The sequence below is a fragment of the Paenibacillus sp. R-74696 genome (assembly GCF_055814915.1).
Window position 1 is genome coordinate 419,154 of record NZ_JBPULM010000050.1, and the last position, 19,189, is coordinate 438,342.

The following is a 19,189-nucleotide window of genomic DNA, read 5'->3' on the forward strand; positions in this document are numbered from 1 at the left end:
TTCCCCTTGTAATTTGATACACTGAATGTAAAAAAAACAAGGTGATCAGCATGATAGACATTGCGATTATTGTAGAAGGAAAAAATGATAAAAGCCGTGTCAGGCGCGTGCTGGACGAAAGCATTCCGATCTATTGTACATACGGCACTCCCGGAACCGAGCAGCTTGAGAAGCTGCGCAAGCAAATCGCCGAGCGTGACGTTTATATTTTCACAGACAATGATTCGTCTGGCAAACGTATTCGGGGCATGCTGCGCGATGTGTTCCCTGATGCCGAGCATATTTATACGAGGCGCGGGTATTCAGGTGTAGAGCATACCCCTGAGGAATACGTCATCGCCCAATTGGAAAAAGCGGGATTAGAGGAACATATTCTGTATCCTCCTCCCGCTCCTACCCCGCAAGATTAAATATGAAGTATAAAAATAACGAACGATACCGTCACAATGCTGAATACCGTTGACAAAAACACCGCCTGAGAAGCAAACTCCGGCTCATTGTCGAATTCCACAGCCAGCAGCACGCTGCTCAGCGAGGTAGGCACCGAGGCCGACACGATTAGCGCCGCAGTCGTCAGCTTATCGAATACGAACAGCCCTGTTGCGCTGATCAGCCAAATAGCAAGAGCTGCCAGCAGCGGGCCCCCTATTAGCCGAAGCCCATTCGACAGCAGCACATTGCCCAGCAGACGCTTGTTAAACTGCCACTTCATGCTGCCGAGCTGGACACCGAGCGTAATAAGCGCTGTCCCAATAAATCCGTTTGCCAAATATTCAATTGGCGTCTGCAGCGGCTGCGGCAAATCTACGTCCAGACCTTTTAGTAGAAATGCAAGCGGAATGACATAAATGATCGGCATAGAAAAAATCGTCTTCAGCGTATCCCGCCATGACAGCTTATGGGCGTTCACGCTGTAGATGCCATACGTATTCGGCAAAAAAGACTGCGTCGTCATGACCAATATTTGTACCGCCAGCGTCATGGGATTCCCAGCAAACGCCAGCTGATTGAGCGGTATGCCGTAATTGGCACTATTATAGAACAGCACGCTGTTGCGCATGGAGCCGCGCATGCCTCCCTGCAGCCCTCGCATTTTCACAACGATTTCTACTGCTATAGCCTGCAGCAGCATGAAGATAACGACAAACAGCAGCACCTTCCAAATGAGGCTCATTTCAAGCTCTGTCGTACGCAGCAGTTGAAAAATGACAGCCGGCGAAAAAACATAAAAATTCAGCTTAGACAAGGTTTTGATATCCAAAGAAAAAAGCCGCTGCATTGAGAAGCCGATAGCTATCATCAATGTAAGCGGCGCAACGTTACTCCATAAAATATGATAAAAGATAGCCATCGCTATTCCTTGGCAAGCCGCTTCATGTCAGCAACGATGCTTTCCGGCGTCAATTCCTCATTGCTTGCGGAAATCCACTTGCGGATTTGGCCTGTTTTGTCCACTAGAGTAATCACATTCATATGTGTAAAGCCGGTTCCTTCTTTATCCTTAATGACGCTCGCTCCAAAATCCTGAGACAGCTTGATGGCTCCCTCTGGATCATTCCCCCGCAAAAACAGCCAGCCCTGATCCAGCTTGGCATAATTGCGCTCCGCGAACGCCTTAATAACCTCCGTTGTATCACGCTCAGGATCGAACGTAATCGAGATCATTTCGGCATCCGTTCCCAGTATGCCCTCCTTCTCCAAGCCTTCCTGTACCTGAGACAATAGGAATGTCGTCGGCGGACACACGTCCGGGCAATTGGCAAAATAAAAATACACTAATCTTGCTTTGCCGTTCGTCGACTCCTTCGTCACTTTATTGCCGTCCAAATCCGTCAGCTCGAAGGCTGGCGCTTCTTGCAGAACCGGCATTGGCGTTTCCGGTTTGAAAACATTGGTCATTAATAAATAAATGCCCATCCCCAGGCAAAGTGCCAGCACAGCAATTTTGAAGCTATGCTTTTTCAAAAAATCCATTTTCCCCATTCCCCCCATGAAACTTGTCCCAAAATGACGCGTTATTTCACCGTATTAACGATCATTACAATGAATACAACCATTAAATAGTTGACTGAGATAAGAAAATTCGTTTTTGCCCATTTTTCCGTATCCTTCGCCTTCAGGCCGCGAATCGTGTGAACCGCCCACAATACACTTCCTGCAACGGACAACACTAGAAAAACATACCCCGTGTAGCCATAATAAAACATGAGAAAACAAGTAGGTATAAGCAGAGCTACATAAGGAATCATCTGCAGCTTGGTCCGTCTAATCCCTTTGACAACAGGCAACAGAGGGAAGCCAGCCGTGCGATATTCCTCCACGCGTCTAATGCCAAGCGACCAGAAATGAGCCGGCTGCCATAAAAATAACAGAGCGAACATGAGCCAAGCTCCTGCATCCACTTCATTCGTTACTGCGCAATAACCGATTACCGGAGGCATCGCTCCTGAAATTCCACCCACCGACGTACTCCAAGTGGAACTGCGCTTCAACCAAATCGTATAAATAACGATATATACGAACCAGCCCAAAAGCCCTAACCAGCCCGTAAGCGGATTAACGGCTATAAACAGCACCAATTCCCCAATAATGCCGAGCACAAGCCCGTACCCAAGCACAAACAGCGGCTTCATCCGGCCTGTCGGCAAAGCTCGCCCTTTCGTTCTCTCCATCTTCTGATCCAGCTCACGATCCCAATAATTATTAATGACGCAAGCAGACGCCATCGTGAGCGTGGAGCCAATCAGCATCCAGATCAGATCAAACCAAGCAATTTGCCATTTGGAAGCTACCCAAAAGCCGCCAACGGCTGCAAACATATTGAGCCGGAGCAAACCTGGTTTTGTCAATGCTATCAAGTCCTTAAACACGAAGCGAGCCTCCCGAGTATGTGACAAGGCGCAGGTAGCGCCCATACATTTCATTGGTCAATCGTTCTTAATCATACAGAAAAAACCACGTTATGACAACGCTCAAGCTTATTGTTCATCAATTTGCCACTCAAGCAAAAACGACTTCGTCGTCCTTCTGGGACGTGCGAAGAGCTTTTTCGGAGAAATATAAGCCTATTTATACGTGTGAAACTTATAAATGCTTATATTTCAAGGTGAAACGGCTATCGCCGTCCTTTGGCGGCGCAGCGCGTTTCAGTCCGAGAAATATAAGTGTATTTATAGGTGTAAAACTTATAAATGCTTATATTTCAAAAAGCGAAAATAATTTTGGAACCTTTCTCTGGGCTCACAATACACTAAGTATGTAGTTTAACGCCCATGATCATTCGCCTATTATTTGGTGGAGCATCATTGAGGGTTGAAAGGAGCCTGCCTGTGGCAGTCATCAAGACAAGTGCAGAGGATACGAAAATGCTGGCAAGACTGATGCGCGCAGAAGCGGAGGGGGATGGTGAGCTCGGCATGTTGATGGTTGGCAATGTTGGTGTCAACCGCGTACTAGGCAATTGCCTCGACTTTAGGAATATTCGCTCCATTCCGCAGATGGTGTTTCAAAGCCCCGGCGGCTTTGAGGCGACCCAGAAAGGCTATTTCTATCAAAAAGCGCGCGATCGCGACATCCGACTCGCCGAACGCGTCATTAAAGGCGAACGGCAGCATCCAGCGTCAAATGCGCTTTGGTTTTTCCGCCCCGCTGCTGGCTGTCCTGGCACCTGGTACAATCAGTCGAACAGCGGCCGCTTCAAAGCCCACTGCTTCTTCGTTCCTACCCAGGCTAATTGTCCAAGTGTTTATTAGCATCAAAGAAAATGTAACAAATGATTTTTTATTTGGAAAGCGAGGAATTTCAAATGACGAATGGTTATGGTTACAAAACAGCGGTTAGTCCAGCAAATACAGGGGGCTATGGCTATCCTCATCCGATGGGCGGGCAGCCAATGCCAATGCCAACGCCGATGCCGATGCCGATGCCGATGCCGGCAATGATGCAGCCGATGATGGGGGGCCAAATGCCTGGCATGCAGCAGGTAGCGGGCATGCAAGCGATGCAGCCGATGCCGGTTAACGTCCCGAGCGGCTCCTTCGTAACCCCATCAGGCGGCAATGTGGTTACTGTTCCAATCGTAGAGGAATCATACGTAGAAAATATTTTACGGCTTAACCGTGGCAAAATGGCTACCTTCTACATGACATATGAGAACAACCGTGAGTGGAACGCCAAAACATTCCGCGGCATTATAGAGGCTGCAGGACGCGACCACATTATTATTAGCGATCCAACAACAGGCATGCGCTACCTGCTTCTTTCCATTAATCTGGATTATGTCACCTTTGATGGTCCAATCAATTATGAGTATCCATTTCAAGGCGGCATGATTACAAACGTTACACCGCTTAATACTAGCCGCGATTAGCCATATCTATTGGCTTAAACGTCCACACATGCACCTTTGCCGCGCCGCCCGGCACCCAAACGGCCATCTGGCGCCAAGAAGAACGCTCATTCAGGCGTTCTTTTTTTATTTCCTCCGCCTCCTCCAAGCTTTCTGCCTGCCACACCTCAACGAATAAATCCGGCTGATCTGTTCCTTCATAAACATGGAGTGCGGAATGAGCTGCTTTCATTTGCTCTACATAATGTAAATACTCGTTTTTATTTTCTGTTTTAATGCGATATTCCGCAAAGCAAATATACATCAATACATCCCCTTTTCATTTCCTTTACTCTCCTTCATAAATCAGCTTTCAGCCGTCGATACTACCGTATACGGAAGATTGAATGAAGATACTGGAGGTTGCTACCGTGGATACAGGAACACATTTAGTTATAGGCATCGGACTTGCAGGCCTTGCCACCATTGACCCCGTTATTGCAGCTGATCAAACGCTTCATACGGCAGTCTTGATTGGAACGGTTGTTGGCTCGCAAGCTCCGGACGCCGATACGCTGCTGCGCCTGAAGGGCAATGCCAGCTATATCCGCAATCATCGCGGGCTTTCCCACTCGATTCCTGCAATAGCCATTTGGACTGTCGTTATTACCGGTTTGCTGGAACTTTTTTACCATGGCAGCCTGCCATGGCTCCGTGTAGGAGGCTGGGTACTGCTCGCCGTATGCGTCCATGTGCTGAGCGATCTATTTAATGCCTATGGCACACAAGCGATGCGTCCTTTCACGGAAAAATGGATTTCATGGAACATTATACACATTTTTGATCCGGTGATCTTCATTACCCACATTATTGCTATTTTACTGTGGGCAATCGGGGCGATAAGCCCAACGATCATTTTTCCGATTCTTTATTTGTTTACAGCCGCTTATTTTGTATGGCGAACGATAGCCCAGCGAACGATTATGCGGAAGCTGCCTGCCTTGGATAAAGAAAATCTTTCGGCAGACGGATATCTGCTCATTCCGACCGTATCGCTCAGCATATGGAATGTGGTCAAGCATATGAAGGATGGCAGCTTCGCCGTTGGCGATTTGCGAAATGGCTCGCTCCGCTGGGTCGACAGGGTAAAATGCTCCGATCATCCCGCGGCTGCCAGATCCAAAAGCGATCCCGCGATTCGCTCCTTCCTCTACCTAACCAAATTTGCCTGCGCCGATGTCACAGAGCATGAATGGGGCTATGAGGTGCGTTGGTCCGATGTTCGCTACCGACATCGCAAGCAATACCCTTTTCTCGGTGTCCTGTTAATGGACAAGGAATATAAAACTTTAGGCTCTTACGTTGGCTGGCTGAGCGACGAACGCCTAATGAAGCGACTGCGAATGAATACTTATTAACAGCCCAGTCTTTATGGGTTGACGGCGGAAAGCTCCTTCCTTCACAATAGAAGGAAAGAGCTTTTCTTTATTTTATGCCATCGTGTCAAAAGAAAAAAGAAGAAGCCCAGGGTTTCCCCTGAGCTTCTCCCTTGTTTTGCCTTTTGTATAGAAAAAACGATTAACGGTAACCGCCAGACAATTGTTGTTCGGCAATTTGAACTAGTTTTTTCGTAATATAACCACCCAGCGAACCTGCATCGCGAGTAGAAATATTGCCGTAATAACCATCTGCCGGAATTTGAACACCAAGCTCTTGAGCTGCTTCGAGCTTCAATTGATTCAGAGCTTGCGATGCTTGTGGTACCACCAATGTGTTACTTGACATGAGGAATTTCTCCTTTCAGTATGGGCACTGTGATATGTTGCAAGCTTGCAAGCTTATTATGTGCACGAGTCAAGAAACTATTCGGATATTCAAAAAAATATTATCGGGCGGTTACTGCCCCAGAGGAGAACCTCATTATGTCCAAGCCATTATCGCTGCTTTTCGCCGTCGTTGCTGTACTTTTGATGAGCGCTACCGCCATTTCCATGAGCTATAACGCATGGCTCGCCCTGCTATTTGCTGTCCTTACGTTATTTTCAATCGGCGCAGGCTTCATTGTGAAAGCGAGACTTAGACGGCTCAAACAGCAAAACAATTAGCGTTTCGGCGCTAGGAAGCCCATTCTCTCTTTTGCGCCCGCTAGCGTACGATCAGCTATTTCCGCAGCACGCTCAGCACCCTGCTTCAAAATATCGTGGATTTCGCCTGATGCGCGAATTTCCTGGTATCTCGTTTGCAGCGGCTCCAGCACGGAGACGACCTGCTCAGCCAACGCTTTTTTGAACGGTCCATAACCTTGCCCTTCGTAACGGGCTTCAACCTCTTCGATCGTCAAGCCTGCACAGTTGGCATAGATGCTCATGAGATTGCTGATTTCAGGCTTGCCCGCTACATCATATTTCACTTCTCGGCCAGAATCCGTTGTCGCACGGCTAATTTTTTTACGAACGACATCTGGCGGATCAAGCAGAGCAATGAAGCTTCCGGCATTCGGGTTGCTCTTGCTCATTTTTTTGCTGCCATCATCGAGAGACATAATGCGTGAGCCATGCTTCGGCATATAAGGCTCTGGTATGGTGAAATATTCGCCAAAACGATTATTAAATCTGCCCGCAAGATCACGCGTCAGCTCCAAATGCTGCTTTTGATCGTCACCTACCGGAACCAGATCAGCGTTATAAAGCAAAATATCAGCAGCCATTAAGGATGGATAAACGAACAGCCCTGCTGGAATCGAGTCCTTGCCTTGTGACTTGTCCTTAAACTGCGTCATACGCTCCAGCTCGCCCATATAAGACAGCGTTGTAAAAATCCATCCCAGCTCAGCATGGGACCGCACATGCGACTGGACGAAAATGCTTGCTTTCGCCGGGTCAATACCAGCGGCAATATAACAAGCTGCTACCGCTTCCGTCTGCTCGCGCAGAGCGGCTGGGTCTGGCAGCTGCGTCGCAGCATGCAGGTCAACAATCATAAAAAAACATTGCTCGGTATGCTGCAATTTGACGAAGTTTTTCATTGCACCAATGTAATTGCCGAGTGTGAGCTGACCGCTTGGCTGAATGCCTGATAATACTTTTTTCATCTTCAATCTTCCTCTCCAATTTAAAAATCAACGCAAAAAATCCCCCGCCGCAAGGGACGAGGGACCGTGGTGCCACCCTAATTCGCTATCCGCAGCCGCCATTATGGGGCGACTTAACAATCGGAACAGCCTTCAATATTCCATAACGGGGAATTTCCGGAGAAGCATTGGCAGCGCGAATCGCTGCGTTTCGCTTTCGGCTCGGGGGCCCATTCGGCTTCAGGCTTGCACCGGTTCACACCACCCACCGGCTCTCTGGTCGCAATTTGCCTTCGCTTACTTGTTCCCTTCATTGCATTTACAATGATTATACAGCGCTAACAGCCAATGTCAAGCAGCAGAGCAGCCGCTTTCTGCTCATAAAGTTGTCCTATTTTGCTTTCCGGCTGCATAAACTGTGATATAATCGTAATTATTACTATAAGAAACGCGGGTGTGGTTTTTATATGCCGATTTTCAGGTTTCGCTACATAAGCTTTCTGCTAGCGCTTGGCTGTGCCGGAATTATTATCGCTATTGCTTTGAATCGGCCTTCGCCTTTCGCCTTCCTGGACTATTCACACGCCCAGTCCTTCAAAATTACATTTTTGAGCATTATTTTAGAGGCAATACCGTTTATCCTGCTTGGCGTGCTGTTCTCCGGCCTGCTTCAAGTATTCGTCACGGATGAGATGATTCGCAGGTTTACGCCTAAAAATCCAATTGCCGGGGTCCTGTTCGGCGGCTTGCTTGGACTTGCTTTTCCGCTTTGCGAATGCGGCATGATTCCCGTCGTCAGGCGGCTTATCCGCAAAGGCATGCCCGCTTATATCGGCATTGTTTATTTGCTTGCCGGGCCCGTCGTCAACCCAATCGTGTTCACAGCCACCTTCGCCGCTTTTCGCTCAGCTCCAGAAATGGCCTATGCCCGCCTTATTCTTGCGTTTGCGGTCGCTGTTATTATCGGACTGATCATGCATATGTTTATGCGCAAAAGTCCGCTTCGCGGCGAGGGCGATTCCCAGCCCGCTGTCCATTCCAATCAGGAAGACCATCATACACATAAGCATGATCACAGCCACTCTCACGAGCATCATCACGCGGAGCCTCGGGGCAGTCTCGGCAGCCGATTTTCTGCTATGCTTGGTCATGCTTCGGATGAATTTTTTGAGATGGGAAAATATTTAATTTTCGGCGCCATGCTGACAGCTGCAATTCAGACTATTATGGACCGGAGCGTGCTTGCAACTGTAGCCGATCAGCCGCTGCTTTCTTATATGGCGATGATGGCTTTCGCCTTTATTTTATCGATTTGCTCAACATCGGATGCCTTTATCGCCGCTTCCTTCGGCAATGTGTTTACAGGCGGCCCGCTGCTCGCCTTTCTCGTGTTTGGCCCGATGATTGATTTTAAAAACATGCTCATGCTGCTGTCCGCCTTTCGGCTCAAAATTGTACTGGCGCTCGCCCTTCTCTGCTTCATATTGGTTGGGCTCGGCTCATGGTTTATGGAGGTATGGTTATGAAGCATCACCTGTTTAGAGCTCTCATATTAACTGCATTCGCCTTGCTTATCGTTTATTTATCCCGCTCCAATCAGCTCTCCCTTTATATTGCGCCAAGGATGGAGCTCTATGTGAAGCTGTCTGCTCTTGGATTGTATGCCGCAGCCATTCATCAGCTGTTTCTCGCTTTGAAAGAGCGGCGCCAGCAGCATAAGCATTCGGCTGAATGCGGCTGTGAGCATGCCCCATCGCCATCCGTGTTCAAAAATACGGTCATTTACAGCCTTTTTATTTTCCCGCTAGCGCTCGGCTTCCTCTCCCCTGCCGGTGTTCTGGGGAGTACGGCGGCAGCGAAGAAAGGCGTAAGCTTCACGGCTTCTACCACTGTTCAGCCACTCGGTTCCGAGTCTGGCCAGCTTGCCGCATCCTTGCCTGAGCCGTCCGCTTCCATTGCGCCAAAGCCGCTGACATTGGCAGAGCGTTTCCCGTATGATGAATACACGAAGGCCCATGCCGAATATGGCATGAAGCTGTATCAGAAGCCGGAAATCGCTGTACCGGAAGCGACTTATATCGAGACGTTAACAACACTCGATTTGTTTCGCGATAATTTTATGGACAAAACGATCGACATCAGCGGTTTTATTTACAAAGAAGATGACATGGGGGAGCAGCGTTTTGCCGTTAGCCGCTTCGCCATGACCTGCTGCTCGGCAGATGCCATTCCGTATGGTTTGATGGTTCAAGTAAGCCATGCAGACGATTATAAGGAATTTGCCGCAGATGATTGGGTAAATGTATCGGGCAAGCTGATGACCTCCATGTATAATGGCAACGAAATTTTGACGTTAAAGCTGGACACGATTAAACGGATTGAGGCGCCCGAGTCGCCTTATGTATATGCGAATTTTGATTTTTAGCCTTTTAGCCTGAGAATTGAACAACAGAAGCCTCCGGTTCATTCCGCTTGACGTATAGCGGTTCCGGAGGCTTCTTCTACCTGCTATATTCCCTGCTTTATTCAGCACCAGGGTACAGCTCGCGCAAATTCGATTGGCGCGGCTGCTTGTAGCGGTAGCTCCAGTTCGACGTATTGTAATTTGACTCATAACAGACGCTCGCCGACCATGATCCCGCCCCATTCTTTACGGCAAAATCGTACATAATCTCGCCGTGCGTCCAATTGCGTCTATATTTAAGACCTTCTATCGCCATCTTGCGAAAATCCTGCACCTGCTTAGCGGTCATGCCTGAGTTCAGCTTTTCAAACTGGCCATTTCTCGTCTCTAAAGGATTATGCCTCATCCCAAATTTACCAACCGCATTGTTGCGGATATGTATACATACCGTTCCTGCAATCGCATTCATTAATTCCTCTTCCAATTGCCGAAACACAAAATCAACTTGTCTTGCCAGCGACATTGATTCCAATTCCATACCCACATTCCTCCTAGTTGTAAAATAGTCATTATATATAAGCGTTTCCCTAATTATCTCTATATGTATAGTTCTTGGGACTCATTATAGTTCAATTATCATGAAGTTACAATAAGAAAATTCGCAATTTTCAGTTAATTCAAAATTGTTAGTTATATCTCTAATGGGAAAGATGGCTCCCTTTTATGTTTAAACCGATTCTAAAGAACTCTTTATGATGGCAAATGCTTACATCGCATACAAAAAGTCGATGGAGCGAAAAAAAATCTTTACCAGCAAAACCGTACTGCCAATGACAAACAATAACGCAAAAAGCTTTATTGAGAGTGGCTCAGAGGAACGTGAAAAATAACGAAAATGATAATATATCACAGCAAGAGCATAAAAAAACATTAGAAAACCCAATAATATTTCGATATTCTCTCTAGTATGTATAACGCTTATTGGTAAATCATCTCGCCAACTATTATGAAATGCATACAGCAGCACATTAAAGCCACATATAAACCACAGCGTTTGCAGCAGTATGCCCCAGACCATATAGCTATATCGTTGCAATCACATTCCCCTTCCTTCCTTATAATATTTATTTTTGCCAAAAAGATCATTGCCACCCTGCATGCATAAGCGACAATGATTCTGTATTTTGGCAAGCTCTATTTCAGCTTCGCGCGGTGCTCGCTGCGACGCTGGTCCCGTTCCGTATTGCTAATACGCGGGCAGGTATAACAGTAACGGCCGCCTTCGACTTTATAATAGTGGCAGCAAGCATATTTAATACGCATCTGTTTTTCCGGGTCATCAATGGCTTCCGTATATTGAAACTTAACATCCAAAGGGTTCCTTTTGCGATAAAAAATCGCAGGATCAAGCGTCTTCATCGTCTTATACAGCATATCAACGGATTCCTTCACCGTTTCGTTTTCCGAGGAAGCCATCATGACGCCATACTCATACGCAAGCGACGTGGGCAGCTGCCCCCACAGCAGGCTGGCTTTCGCCGTTCCAGCACGCTCTATGCTATGAAAAAACGGAGCAATCGTCTCGTGAAAAAATACTTCAAGCCGTGCGCGTGCCCATTCGCTTGCCTCCTTCTCCGTAGCTGGAGATTCAAGCAGCTCAGCATTGTTTAACCTGAAATACACATGATAATATCCGTCTGCTTTGCACACATACAGCGTCAAATTATCCAGCGACAAATTTGGAGACATGCGATATTTCGCCAGCAAATAAACGAGAGCCAGCATCGGCCTGCGAAACCAAGAGGCCGCATAAACTTCAGCAACAATTTGCTCCATTCCATTCACAAGCGGCTGGTATAATCCAAGCAGCTCCTCCATCACAGGCTGTTCAAGCAAGGCAGCAGCAGCACTTTTGTAGACCACTTCAGCAGGCTCATCTACAATCAGATTAAACCGCTCCTTTAACAGCCGATACATATCTTCAGCCATTTGCTCCACCTGGAACGAAGAAATTTATAATTTGATCATGCAGCCCTGGCAAACCTTCATGGCCAAAATCCGGATAAATTTCCACCCGCTTCGGCGACTGAATTTTATTGTAGGCGGCAAACTGGGTCGAAGGCGGGCAGATGGAGTCACTGAGGCCTACGCCAAGCAGCACCTCTCCGCGAATACGCTCCGCCAGAAATTGAATATCAATATAACCGAGCTTTGTAAAAATTTCCTCCTCACGCTTATGCTGCGGATCGAAATGGCGGAAATACGTACGCAATTCAGCGTATGCATCCTTCGCCAAATCCATCTCATACACGCGGCGATAGTCGCTGAGGAATGGATAAACCGGCGCCAGCTTCTTCACGCGCGGCTCTAGTGCTGCGCATGCAATCGTAAGAGCACCGCCTTGTGACCAGCCCGTTGCATATACCTCATTTGCGTCCACCTCAGGCAATTCCATTGCAATACGAGCGAGCTGCGCCGTATCAAGGAAAATGTGACGGAACAGCATATTATCTGCATCGCCATCAAGGCCGCGAACAAAATGCCCATTTAGCGTCGTTCCTTTGACGCTGCCGCTATCCTCAGAATAGCCACCTTGTCCACGAACGTCCAGTGCCAGCACCGAGTAGCCAAGCGATACAAAGCTCAGCTTATCCGCCCAGTCCCCGGAAGAACCCGAATAGCCGTGGAACATAACAACTGCCGGGTGAGGCTGCTGACCGCTTTGTCTAGGGCGAAGGTATTTGGCATGAATTCTCGCGCCGCGCACCCCTGTAAAATACAGGTCATAGCAATCCGCGGAAGCTGTTTGGAAAGCGCTTGCCACCAATTCGACATTCGCCGCTGTTGCTTCAAGCTCAGCGAGGGCCCGTTCCCAATAAGCATCGAAATCTGCGGGCTTTGGACTGCTGCCTTGATATTTATGTAATTCATGAACAGGCATATCTAATAACGGCATTGTTCAAACCTCCATCTTATGTTCTAATCCCATTAATTTTAAGCCTGTGCCTTTGACTTGTAAAGCGGATGAAAGGCGTTATTTAGGGAAAAATAACGTTTATTACGGCAGTATGCCCGACCCGAATGGAGGACATCATGAAATGCTCCAGCGCCTGAACAAATTGATGATTTTGCTGCTCATTATCGCCACCTTCCTAACTTCCGCGGAAGCGCTGAGTGCAAGCTCCAAGGCAAGCGCCGAGCTGGCGGCCATAGCAGACAGCAGTGGCAGCCTAAGTCAGGCGGATAAAGCTAAATCAGGAAAAAAACGCCGCACCGACAGCATGTCATGGGTTAAGCTGCAGCAGCGCTATCCCGGCGCCTATTTTCTTAACGGACCGCGCCTAAAAAAAGAGGCCGCGCTAACATTCGATGATGCTCCTGATCCACGCTTTACGCCTGCAATCCTGGATATATTGGCGAAGCATCATGTTCAAGCAACTTTCTTTCTTGTTGGCACGCGAGCCAATAAGTATCCCGAAATCGTAAAAAGAATTCATCGCGAAGGCCACATCATCGGCAATCATTCTTACAATCATGAGGTGATGTCGAAGCTGTCACCGAATGCTTTTCACCGTCAAGTGTGGCATACCGATGCGATCATTAGTCGAATTATTCCGTATCATCCGCACTTTTTTCGTCCACCCTATGGCGAAATGCTGCCTAATCAAGTCGCTTGGGCCCAAAACAACGGCTATATCGTTGTGAATTGGGATGTTGATTCGGCGGATTGGAAAAACAACCCTTCGAGCAAGGTCATTTTAAGCAATATGCATAAGACGCTTCGTCCAGGCTCCATCATCCTGCAGCATGCCGGTGGCGGCGTTACGCAAAGCCTCTCTGGTACAATCGAGGCGCTGCCGCAGCTCATTGCCTCCCTCCAGCAGAAGGGCTATCGCATTGTCACACTGCCAGAGCTGCTCGGACAAAGTGCGGAAAGGCGCATCCGTTAGCCCCTTGCAGATATACAAACAAGCCCAGCGCTCCTCGGTGGCGAGGAACGCTAGGCTTGTACATAGGGTTATTGGAAACAGCGTTAAATTGGATAACGCAACAGACCTATTTTGACGTAATGCTCTAATTGACCATATATACTTTAACGTCTTGAATGCCAAAGCTTTTAGCAGTAGCTGTGCTTCCAGGTACAAAAATATCGATGCGATTGCCTTTAATCGCTCCACCCATATCATTCGCTACTGCAATCATGCCGCCATCCGGCAAACCATTATAATCGTAGCCTGTCACATAAAGCTTCGTTCCAAGCGGAATAACCGAGGAATCTACCGCCACTGTTCCTACTTTAAGCGGATTGCCAAAATAATCGACGGCGCCCCATTTTCCATTTTCCGAGGCTGCCGCTGTGTAAGCGGTCGCTTTTACATTCAGCTGCTTGCTGAACGTATAGCTATTGCCGTTGCTTGCAATAATGCTTTTTGCAGACAAGCTTTCCGCTTTAATTATTGCTGCTGCTTTAGGCTGTGCCTGAGCGCTGACTTTCGCCGCGCTATCTGAATTTGCCGCTGCTTTGGCATTTGCTTTCACCGCTGCAGCCGCAACCGGAACGTTCAATTTCATGCCTACCATTATGTTCAGCGGGTTAATTTTGGGATTAGCTGCTAGCAGTTTGTCTAAATCAACCTTATACTGCTGGGACAGCTTCCAGAACGTATCGCCTTCTGCCGCTTTATGTGTTTGAACCGCCGCGTTAGCGGGGGCTGCTGCGAGCGCGCAGGAAAGCACAAGAGCAGCAGCCGAAATACTAAACTTTTTCATCACAAATATCCTCCAAAATCGATTGAGTGCATCGTTTACTTAGCCGCGCGAGCAAGAAGCTGCGCGGCGTGAAAGATTTAGCTTATGATCGCCTGTTTCTGTTCACTTCTAGTTCGTAAATTCTTGTACCCATTGGCCATTGTAGTAGCCAACACCGATTTTGCCGAAGTTTTTGCTCAAAATATTTGCTTTGTGGCCTGCGCTGTTCATCCATGCTGTCATAACCTCAGACGGATTGCGTTGTCCTGCGGCAATGTTCTCACCAGCATATGAATAGCTGACACCGAAGCTCTTCATCATATCAAACGGCGATCCGTAGGTTGGGGATGTATGGCTGAAATATTTATTGTCCGACATATCCTTCGCTTTTGCTACCGCAACTTTTGTCAGCAGCGCATCGACCGTCAAAGCTGGAAGACCAGCGCTTGCACGCTCTTGGTTTACAATTTTGACAACTTCGCTTTGATAAGCGCTTTGATCGACAGTTGTACCGCTGCCCGAATTCGAAGATCCAGAGCCTGTTCCTGTCGTTGGCTTCGTTGTTCCCGTTGTACCAGAGCCTGTGCTTGGTTTCGTACTGCCAGTGGAACCAGAGCCCGTGCTTGGCTTCGTCGTTCCTGTGCTTGGCTTGCTTGTTCCTGTGCTCGGTTTGCTTGTTCCTGTATCCGTTGTTGTTCCGTTAGGGAAGCTGATTGTAATACCGTTAAAGTTAATCTTGCTCAAATCTATTCCGTATTGCTCCGCAATTTGCTTCAACAAGTCTTGGTCAATGCTATAAGCAGTAATCTTGGAGTTCGCCTTCACTGCTGGTGCTGCTCCCACCGTCGATGGTACTGCTACGCCTGCACCGATTAATGCGGCTGCGGCTACGGCAGCGACACCTACTTTAAATGGTTGCTTCTTCATTATGAAATCTCCTCCTCGAAGTTGTGTGTAATTTGTGTGTGCCGGTCATCCCGACGCAAACTATCGTAACATGGCATTTGGGCGGTTACACGGCTCAAAAAATGGTAAAACAAGCGATTTTCTCGCGTTTTAGACCGTTTTCAGGCGTTTATGAGAAACTGCTCACTTTGTAAAGGCGGCTGAAAGAATCGTGGCGCCTGCCTTTTTTCACCCCATGTCCGCATGTCCTTCATTTGAAGCATCCGCCATATTAGAATCCGCTCATAAACCCCTCATTTTCCAATCACAGAACATATATAAAATAGAAAAAAGCCCCGCTGCGCTTGGCTTCGCGGGACTTTCAGCTTGCTGCCTATTTTACACACGCTATTTAAGCGTAATATTGCCCGAGCTGGTTTTCAAATCAATTGAGATGTCCGAACCATCCCCAATTGTGCCAGCAAAGGAACGATCATCCTCTTTTTCCGCTTGAACCTCGTTCCATTCCACCTTCTGGCTACCCGATGATGTTTTCAGCTTAAGCTCAGCAGACTTTGGCGGCTGCTCCGCTTCAACAACGATATTGCCCGAGGTAACATCCAGCTTCATACTGTGAGTAATCTTTTCCGCTTCAACTTTAATGTTTCCACTGCTCGCTTTGCCGTTCAGCTCTCCTGTACCATTAATAAAGCTTGCTTCGCCGCTTGTCGCGTTGAACTTGACCGTTTGTGCCTTATAGTCCTCGACCTTTATGTTGCCAGAGCTGACATCCAGCTTCATGCTTTCCCCAGTCACGCCAAGCAGCTCAATTTCTCCACTAGTCGTTTCATATTCCATCTCATCTGCAGACAAGTTCTCCCCCTTCAAACGTCCTGAAGAGGTTAGCATCGCTAAAGTGCGACTGTTCATATCGGATGCGCTGACGCTGCCACTGTTCGCCTTCAGCGTCACTTCATCCCAACTGCGTTCCGGCAGCTCGACAATAAGCTTAATGGAAGAAAAGTTGAAACCAATGGTAATCCCCGTATTTAACGAGCTCTTGATGACTAATTTTTCACCGTCCTGCTCGGTTTCGAGCTTTACCTTGTTTAAATATTTCGAGCTTACCCGACCTTCCAAGTGTGCAACAATTTGATCCGAGCTGCCCCGCACCACTTCGATATCCATCGAGCCTGATTCTATCGTCAAGCTGCTTACGCCAGCAGCATCAACTGTCTTCTCCTGGCTCACAGGCTTCGTTCCGAAGGACAGCAGCTCATCCCAGCTAAAGGAATATATGGCCCCAGCTAATCCGATGCCCAGTAAAATAAGTGCGACAGCAATTAACTTTCTCATTGCTTTTTCCCCCTGATGATTTTTGTATTAAACTTCAAATATTTAATCGTTGCATTGAAAAAGCCTTTAGTTAGAGCATTAACGCCTACGCCAAGTAAAATGCCCAACCCAATAAAGACGAGCCCAATCGATGCCGCTTGCGCCAGTGTGAACATTCCGCTCCACATGCTATCCAGTACCGTTGTGATTCCTGCTACACCAAACGCAAGGGTAGTCGCCCATAGAGCAATAAGCACTCCAACTGCAGCAACATAAGGCCCCAGCACAAATACGATATTGAAAAATCCCAAGCTCACCGTTGCAAGCACCGCCTTAGACGTGTTGCCGAAGCTTTTCTCCGCTTCAGCCCGTTGTACTTTATAACCAAGCAGCAGCTCGCTCGCAATCTGTCTTGGATCACCCAATTCCAAGGCCGCCTCATGCTCGCTCTGCCCATGCTCCTCTGCCTGCTGAAAATGACTGTAATAATCGAACAGCCACTCTCGCCGCTGCTGCTCAGGCACTTTGGCGAGTAATCTCTCCAGCTCGCTCATATAATTTTGTTTCGTCATCATTATGGTCGAATCCCTTCCTCAATAATTTCGTTTACAGCTGTCGAGAAGCTCGACCATTCCACAATGAGCGCTCTCATATGCAGCCAGCCAGCCTCCGTCAGCTGATAATATTTGCGTGGCGGCCCTTCATTAGATTCCTTAAGATAAGTCGAGAAGTAGCCTTCCTGCGTAAGACGATTGAGCAGCGGATAGACACTTCCGACGGCTACCTCGAACTTGGACGATATTTTCACCGCCAGCTCATAGCCGTAACGGTCTCCCTCCGACGTCAAGACGAGAACGCATAGCTCCAGCACACCTTTCTTGAACTGCACATTCATAATCGACGCTCCTTGCTTTCCTTAAAATGCTATTGCTGTCACTATTCGATATTGTCGAATAGCGAACGATATGTTTTCGCTGTTGTACTTAATTTACCATATGCTATTCTATATTGCTATATACTAAGCTAAAAACAATACCAGCGCCCGAGTGTCTCTCCTCCTTGAGACGGAGAGACGTTAAAAATGATGGTGAAATATAGGCACAAGCTGCTGCGCGAAAGGTTTGGCCTACGATCGTCATTGCCTTTGCATTTCATGAATTACACCGCCCAGCGGTTGAAATACAAAGGCAAAAACGAACGCTCACGCTTCTCCAGCTCAAACCTTTCACTCCACCACTTGCCACTCTTCACCACCAATTTTAAAAGCCTTCACCATTTAACTCGGCGAAGGCAGTTTTGTAGGGATAACCCGCTTAGCTTGTTATCCCTACCATATAGAGAGTGTGAATAGATCAATGAATATTAATTAGTTGATGTCGATGAATTTGCCTGTTGCTTGGGATTCGAAGGCGCTCAAAATAACTTTAAGCGATTTGCGGCCCTCTTCGCCCGTTACAGCAGGAGTCGTGTCATTGACGATGGAATCAATGAATTTATCGATTACAAAGCTCGACAGCTGCTTCTCATTTGTGGAGATTTCACCTGTTTTGTAGCGCTCTACTGTACCGTCACGCAGCTCAATAATTACTTGATCTTCCGGGTGCGTACCGATTTTCATAACGCCTTTGGAGCCCCACAGAATCGTGCTGTTGTCCTCGCCTTTATAATAAGTCCAGCTAGCTACCAGTGAACCCATCGCGCCGCTCTTCATGCGAAGTATGCAGTTTGCGTTGTCGTCTACATCGCTGTCTTTGTCTACTGTGCCAACGAAGCCAGCAATTTGTGCCACTTCATCGTCAAGCAACCAACGGATCAGGTCGGATTTGTGCACGCCAAGGTCGCCCATTGCGCCCATGATCGCTTCCGGCTTGCGGAAAAACCAGCTTTCCGCGCCGTCAATGCTCCATGCATCCGGACCTGGGTGACCGAACGACGTACGGAATGTCAATACTTTGCCGATAATGCCCGTTTTCAGCAATTCCTTCGCTTTTACATGCGGCGGCATGAAGCGTTGGTTATGTCCAACCATCAGCTTAACGCCATTTTTCGCTGCCGCTTCAATCATTGCTGCCGCTTCCTCGTCCGTAGCTGCCATCGGCTTCTCAACCAATACATGCGCACCAGCGTTTGCTGCTGCAATGGCTACTGGTGCATGAAGCGCGTTCGGTGTACATACGCTCACGGCATCGGGCTTGATTTCAGCCAGCATCGTCTCATAGTCTGCAAAAGCTTTGCCGCCATGCTTCTCCGCATAACCTTCTGCACGCTCAATAACCGGATCAACGAATGCGACTAATTCTACATTCGCATTGTCTGCATACTCCGGAATGTGACGATATTTGGAGATTGAACCGCAACCTACTACTGCTACTCTGATTTTGCTCATTAAATGTATCCCTGCCTTTTCAATAATTAATGT

The 19,189-nt window shown here is 47.8% G+C and carries 23 protein-coding genes; 8 read left to right on the top strand and 15 right to left on the bottom strand.

Annotated features, from left to right (window positions below; genetic code table 11):
* Window positions 1–53: 53 nt before the first annotated feature.
* Entirely contained in the window at window positions 54–410 is a 357-nt protein-coding gene (locus tag ACSR9A_RS30370; protein ID WP_473762386.1) for a ribonuclease M5, read from the top strand.
* Here ACSR9A_RS30370 and ACSR9A_RS30375 read toward each other — a convergent pair.
* From ACSR9A_RS30375 to cyoE, 3 genes are read right to left on the bottom strand one after another with little or no spacing between them, the layout of a single operon-like run.
* The gene (locus tag ACSR9A_RS30375; RefSeq protein WP_473762252.1) at window positions 407–1,351 is read right to left on the bottom strand and encodes an AEC family transporter; all 945 of its coding nucleotides are present in this window, start codon (window positions 1,349–1,351) and stop codon (window positions 407–409) included. The genes ACSR9A_RS30370 and ACSR9A_RS30375 overlap by 4 nt on opposite strands.
* 2 nt (window positions 1,352–1,353) lie before the next feature.
* The gene (locus ACSR9A_RS30380; protein WP_341281521.1) at window positions 1,354–1,974 is read right to left on the bottom strand and encodes an SCO family protein; all 621 of its coding nucleotides are present in this window, start codon (window positions 1,972–1,974) and stop codon (window positions 1,354–1,356) included.
* Window positions 1,975–2,015: 41 nt separating this feature from the next.
* A complete protein-coding gene (gene cyoE, locus ACSR9A_RS30385; RefSeq protein WP_473762388.1) occupies window positions 2,016–2,915 on the bottom strand; it encodes a heme o synthase in 900 nt (299 codons plus the stop codon).
* 414 nt (window positions 2,916–3,329) lie between these two features.
* On the opposite strand from cyoE, the gene ACSR9A_RS30390 reads away from it, so the two are divergent.
* Entirely contained in the window at window positions 3,330–3,752 is a 423-nt protein-coding gene (locus tag ACSR9A_RS30390) for a cell wall hydrolase (protein ID WP_473762254.1), read from the top strand.
* 53 nt (window positions 3,753–3,805) lie between these two features.
* Window positions 3,806–4,369, top strand: coding sequence for a spore coat protein GerQ (gene gerQ, locus ACSR9A_RS30395; RefSeq protein ID WP_473762256.1), 564 nt, complete (start codon window positions 3,806–3,808; stop codon window positions 4,367–4,369).
* Here the strand turns inward: gerQ and ACSR9A_RS30400 are convergent.
* A complete protein-coding gene (locus ACSR9A_RS30400; protein ID WP_473762258.1) occupies window positions 4,356–4,652 on the bottom strand; it encodes a hypothetical protein in 297 nt (98 codons plus the stop codon). The two genes, gerQ and ACSR9A_RS30400, sit on opposite strands and share 14 nt — an antisense overlap.
* Window positions 4,653–4,758: 106 nt before the next feature.
* Here ACSR9A_RS30400 and ACSR9A_RS30405 point away from each other — a divergent pair, with 106 nt between their 5' ends.
* On the top strand, window positions 4,759–5,745 hold the full coding sequence (locus ACSR9A_RS30405) for a metal-dependent hydrolase (protein ID WP_473762260.1): 987 nt from the start codon (window positions 4,759–4,761) through the stop codon (window positions 5,743–5,745).
* A 160-nt stretch (window positions 5,746–5,905) separates the two neighbouring features.
* On the opposite strand, the gene ACSR9A_RS30410 is transcribed toward ACSR9A_RS30405, so the two are convergent.
* On the bottom strand, window positions 5,906–6,112 hold the full coding sequence (locus tag ACSR9A_RS30410) for an alpha/beta-type small acid-soluble spore protein (protein ID WP_473762263.1): 207 nt from the start codon (window positions 6,110–6,112) through the stop codon (window positions 5,906–5,908).
* Window positions 6,113–6,249: 137 nt separating this feature from the next.
* Between ACSR9A_RS30410 and ACSR9A_RS30415 the strand changes: the two genes are divergently transcribed.
* Window positions 6,250–6,432 (top strand): DUF5325 family protein, encoded by a 183-nt coding sequence (locus tag ACSR9A_RS30415; RefSeq protein ID WP_046228554.1) that lies wholly within the window; start codon window positions 6,250–6,252, stop codon window positions 6,430–6,432.
* On the opposite strand, the gene trpS is transcribed toward ACSR9A_RS30415, so the two are convergent.
* Entirely contained in the window at window positions 6,429–7,418 is a 990-nt protein-coding gene (trpS, locus tag ACSR9A_RS30420) for a tryptophan--tRNA ligase (RefSeq protein WP_341281514.1), read from the bottom strand. The genes ACSR9A_RS30415 and trpS overlap by 4 nt on opposite strands.
* 446 nt (window positions 7,419–7,864) lie before the next feature.
* Between trpS and ACSR9A_RS30425 the strand changes: the two genes are divergently transcribed.
* Together ACSR9A_RS30425 and ACSR9A_RS30430 are read left to right on the top strand one after the other, a co-directional pair.
* Window positions 7,865–8,923, top strand: coding sequence for a permease (locus tag ACSR9A_RS30425; RefSeq protein ID WP_473762265.1), 1,059 nt, complete (start codon window positions 7,865–7,867; stop codon window positions 8,921–8,923).
* Window positions 8,920–9,822, top strand: a complete 903-nt coding sequence (locus ACSR9A_RS30430) for a TIGR03943 family putative permease subunit (RefSeq protein WP_473762267.1) — start codon at window positions 8,920–8,922, stop codon at window positions 9,820–9,822. Before ACSR9A_RS30425 ends, ACSR9A_RS30430 begins: the two co-directional genes overlap by 4 nt.
* 97 nt (window positions 9,823–9,919) lie before the next feature.
* Here ACSR9A_RS30430 and ACSR9A_RS30435 read toward each other — a convergent pair whose 3' ends face one another.
* From ACSR9A_RS30435 to ACSR9A_RS30445, 3 genes are all read right to left on the bottom strand, one after another.
* Entirely contained in the window at window positions 9,920–10,339 is a 420-nt protein-coding gene (locus ACSR9A_RS30435) for an O-methyltransferase (RefSeq protein ID WP_341281511.1), read from the bottom strand.
* Window positions 10,340–10,995: 656 nt separating this feature from the next.
* Window positions 10,996–11,790, bottom strand: coding sequence for a (2Fe-2S)-binding protein (locus tag ACSR9A_RS30440; protein WP_473762271.1), 795 nt, complete (start codon window positions 11,788–11,790; stop codon window positions 10,996–10,998).
* On the bottom strand, window positions 11,783–12,757 hold the full coding sequence (locus tag ACSR9A_RS30445; protein ID WP_473762273.1) for an alpha/beta fold hydrolase: 975 nt from the start codon (window positions 12,755–12,757) through the stop codon (window positions 11,783–11,785). Before ACSR9A_RS30445 ends, ACSR9A_RS30440 begins: the two co-directional genes overlap by 8 nt.
* A gap of 142 nt (window positions 12,758–12,899) precedes the next feature.
* Between ACSR9A_RS30445 and ACSR9A_RS30450 the strand changes: the two genes are divergently transcribed.
* Window positions 12,900–13,751 carry a polysaccharide deacetylase family protein gene (locus ACSR9A_RS30450; RefSeq protein WP_473762275.1) on the top strand — a complete coding sequence of 284 codons (852 nt, stop codon included), beginning with the start codon at window positions 12,900–12,902 and terminating at the stop codon, window positions 13,749–13,751.
* 124 nt (window positions 13,752–13,875) lie between these two features.
* On the opposite strand, the gene ACSR9A_RS30455 is transcribed toward ACSR9A_RS30450, so the two are convergent.
* The 6 genes from ACSR9A_RS30455 to ACSR9A_RS30480 form a co-directional block, all read right to left on the bottom strand.
* Complete coding sequence (locus tag ACSR9A_RS30455) at window positions 13,876–14,571, bottom strand: 3D domain-containing protein (protein ID WP_473762278.1); 696 nt, start codon at window positions 14,569–14,571, stop codon at window positions 13,876–13,878.
* A gap of 108 nt (window positions 14,572–14,679) precedes the next feature.
* The gene (locus ACSR9A_RS30460) at window positions 14,680–15,477 is read right to left on the bottom strand and encodes a CAP domain-containing protein (protein WP_473762280.1); all 798 of its coding nucleotides are present in this window, start codon (window positions 15,475–15,477) and stop codon (window positions 14,680–14,682) included.
* A gap of 366 nt (window positions 15,478–15,843) precedes the next feature.
* Window positions 15,844–16,791, bottom strand: a complete 948-nt coding sequence (locus ACSR9A_RS30465; RefSeq protein WP_473762282.1) for a DUF4097 family beta strand repeat-containing protein — start codon at window positions 16,789–16,791, stop codon at window positions 15,844–15,846.
* The gene (locus tag ACSR9A_RS30470; RefSeq protein ID WP_473762284.1) at window positions 16,788–17,345 is read right to left on the bottom strand and encodes an HAAS signaling domain-containing protein; all 558 of its coding nucleotides are present in this window, start codon (window positions 17,343–17,345) and stop codon (window positions 16,788–16,790) included. Before ACSR9A_RS30470 ends, ACSR9A_RS30465 begins: the two co-directional genes overlap by 4 nt.
* Entirely contained in the window at window positions 17,345–17,665 is a 321-nt protein-coding gene (locus ACSR9A_RS30475) for a PadR family transcriptional regulator (protein WP_338554964.1), read from the bottom strand. Before ACSR9A_RS30475 ends, ACSR9A_RS30470 begins: the two co-directional genes overlap by 1 nt.
* 471 nt (window positions 17,666–18,136) lie before the next feature.
* Window positions 18,137–19,156, bottom strand: coding sequence for a Gfo/Idh/MocA family protein (locus ACSR9A_RS30480; RefSeq protein WP_473762286.1), 1,020 nt, complete (start codon window positions 19,154–19,156; stop codon window positions 18,137–18,139).
* Window positions 19,157–19,189: the final 33 nt, after the last annotated feature.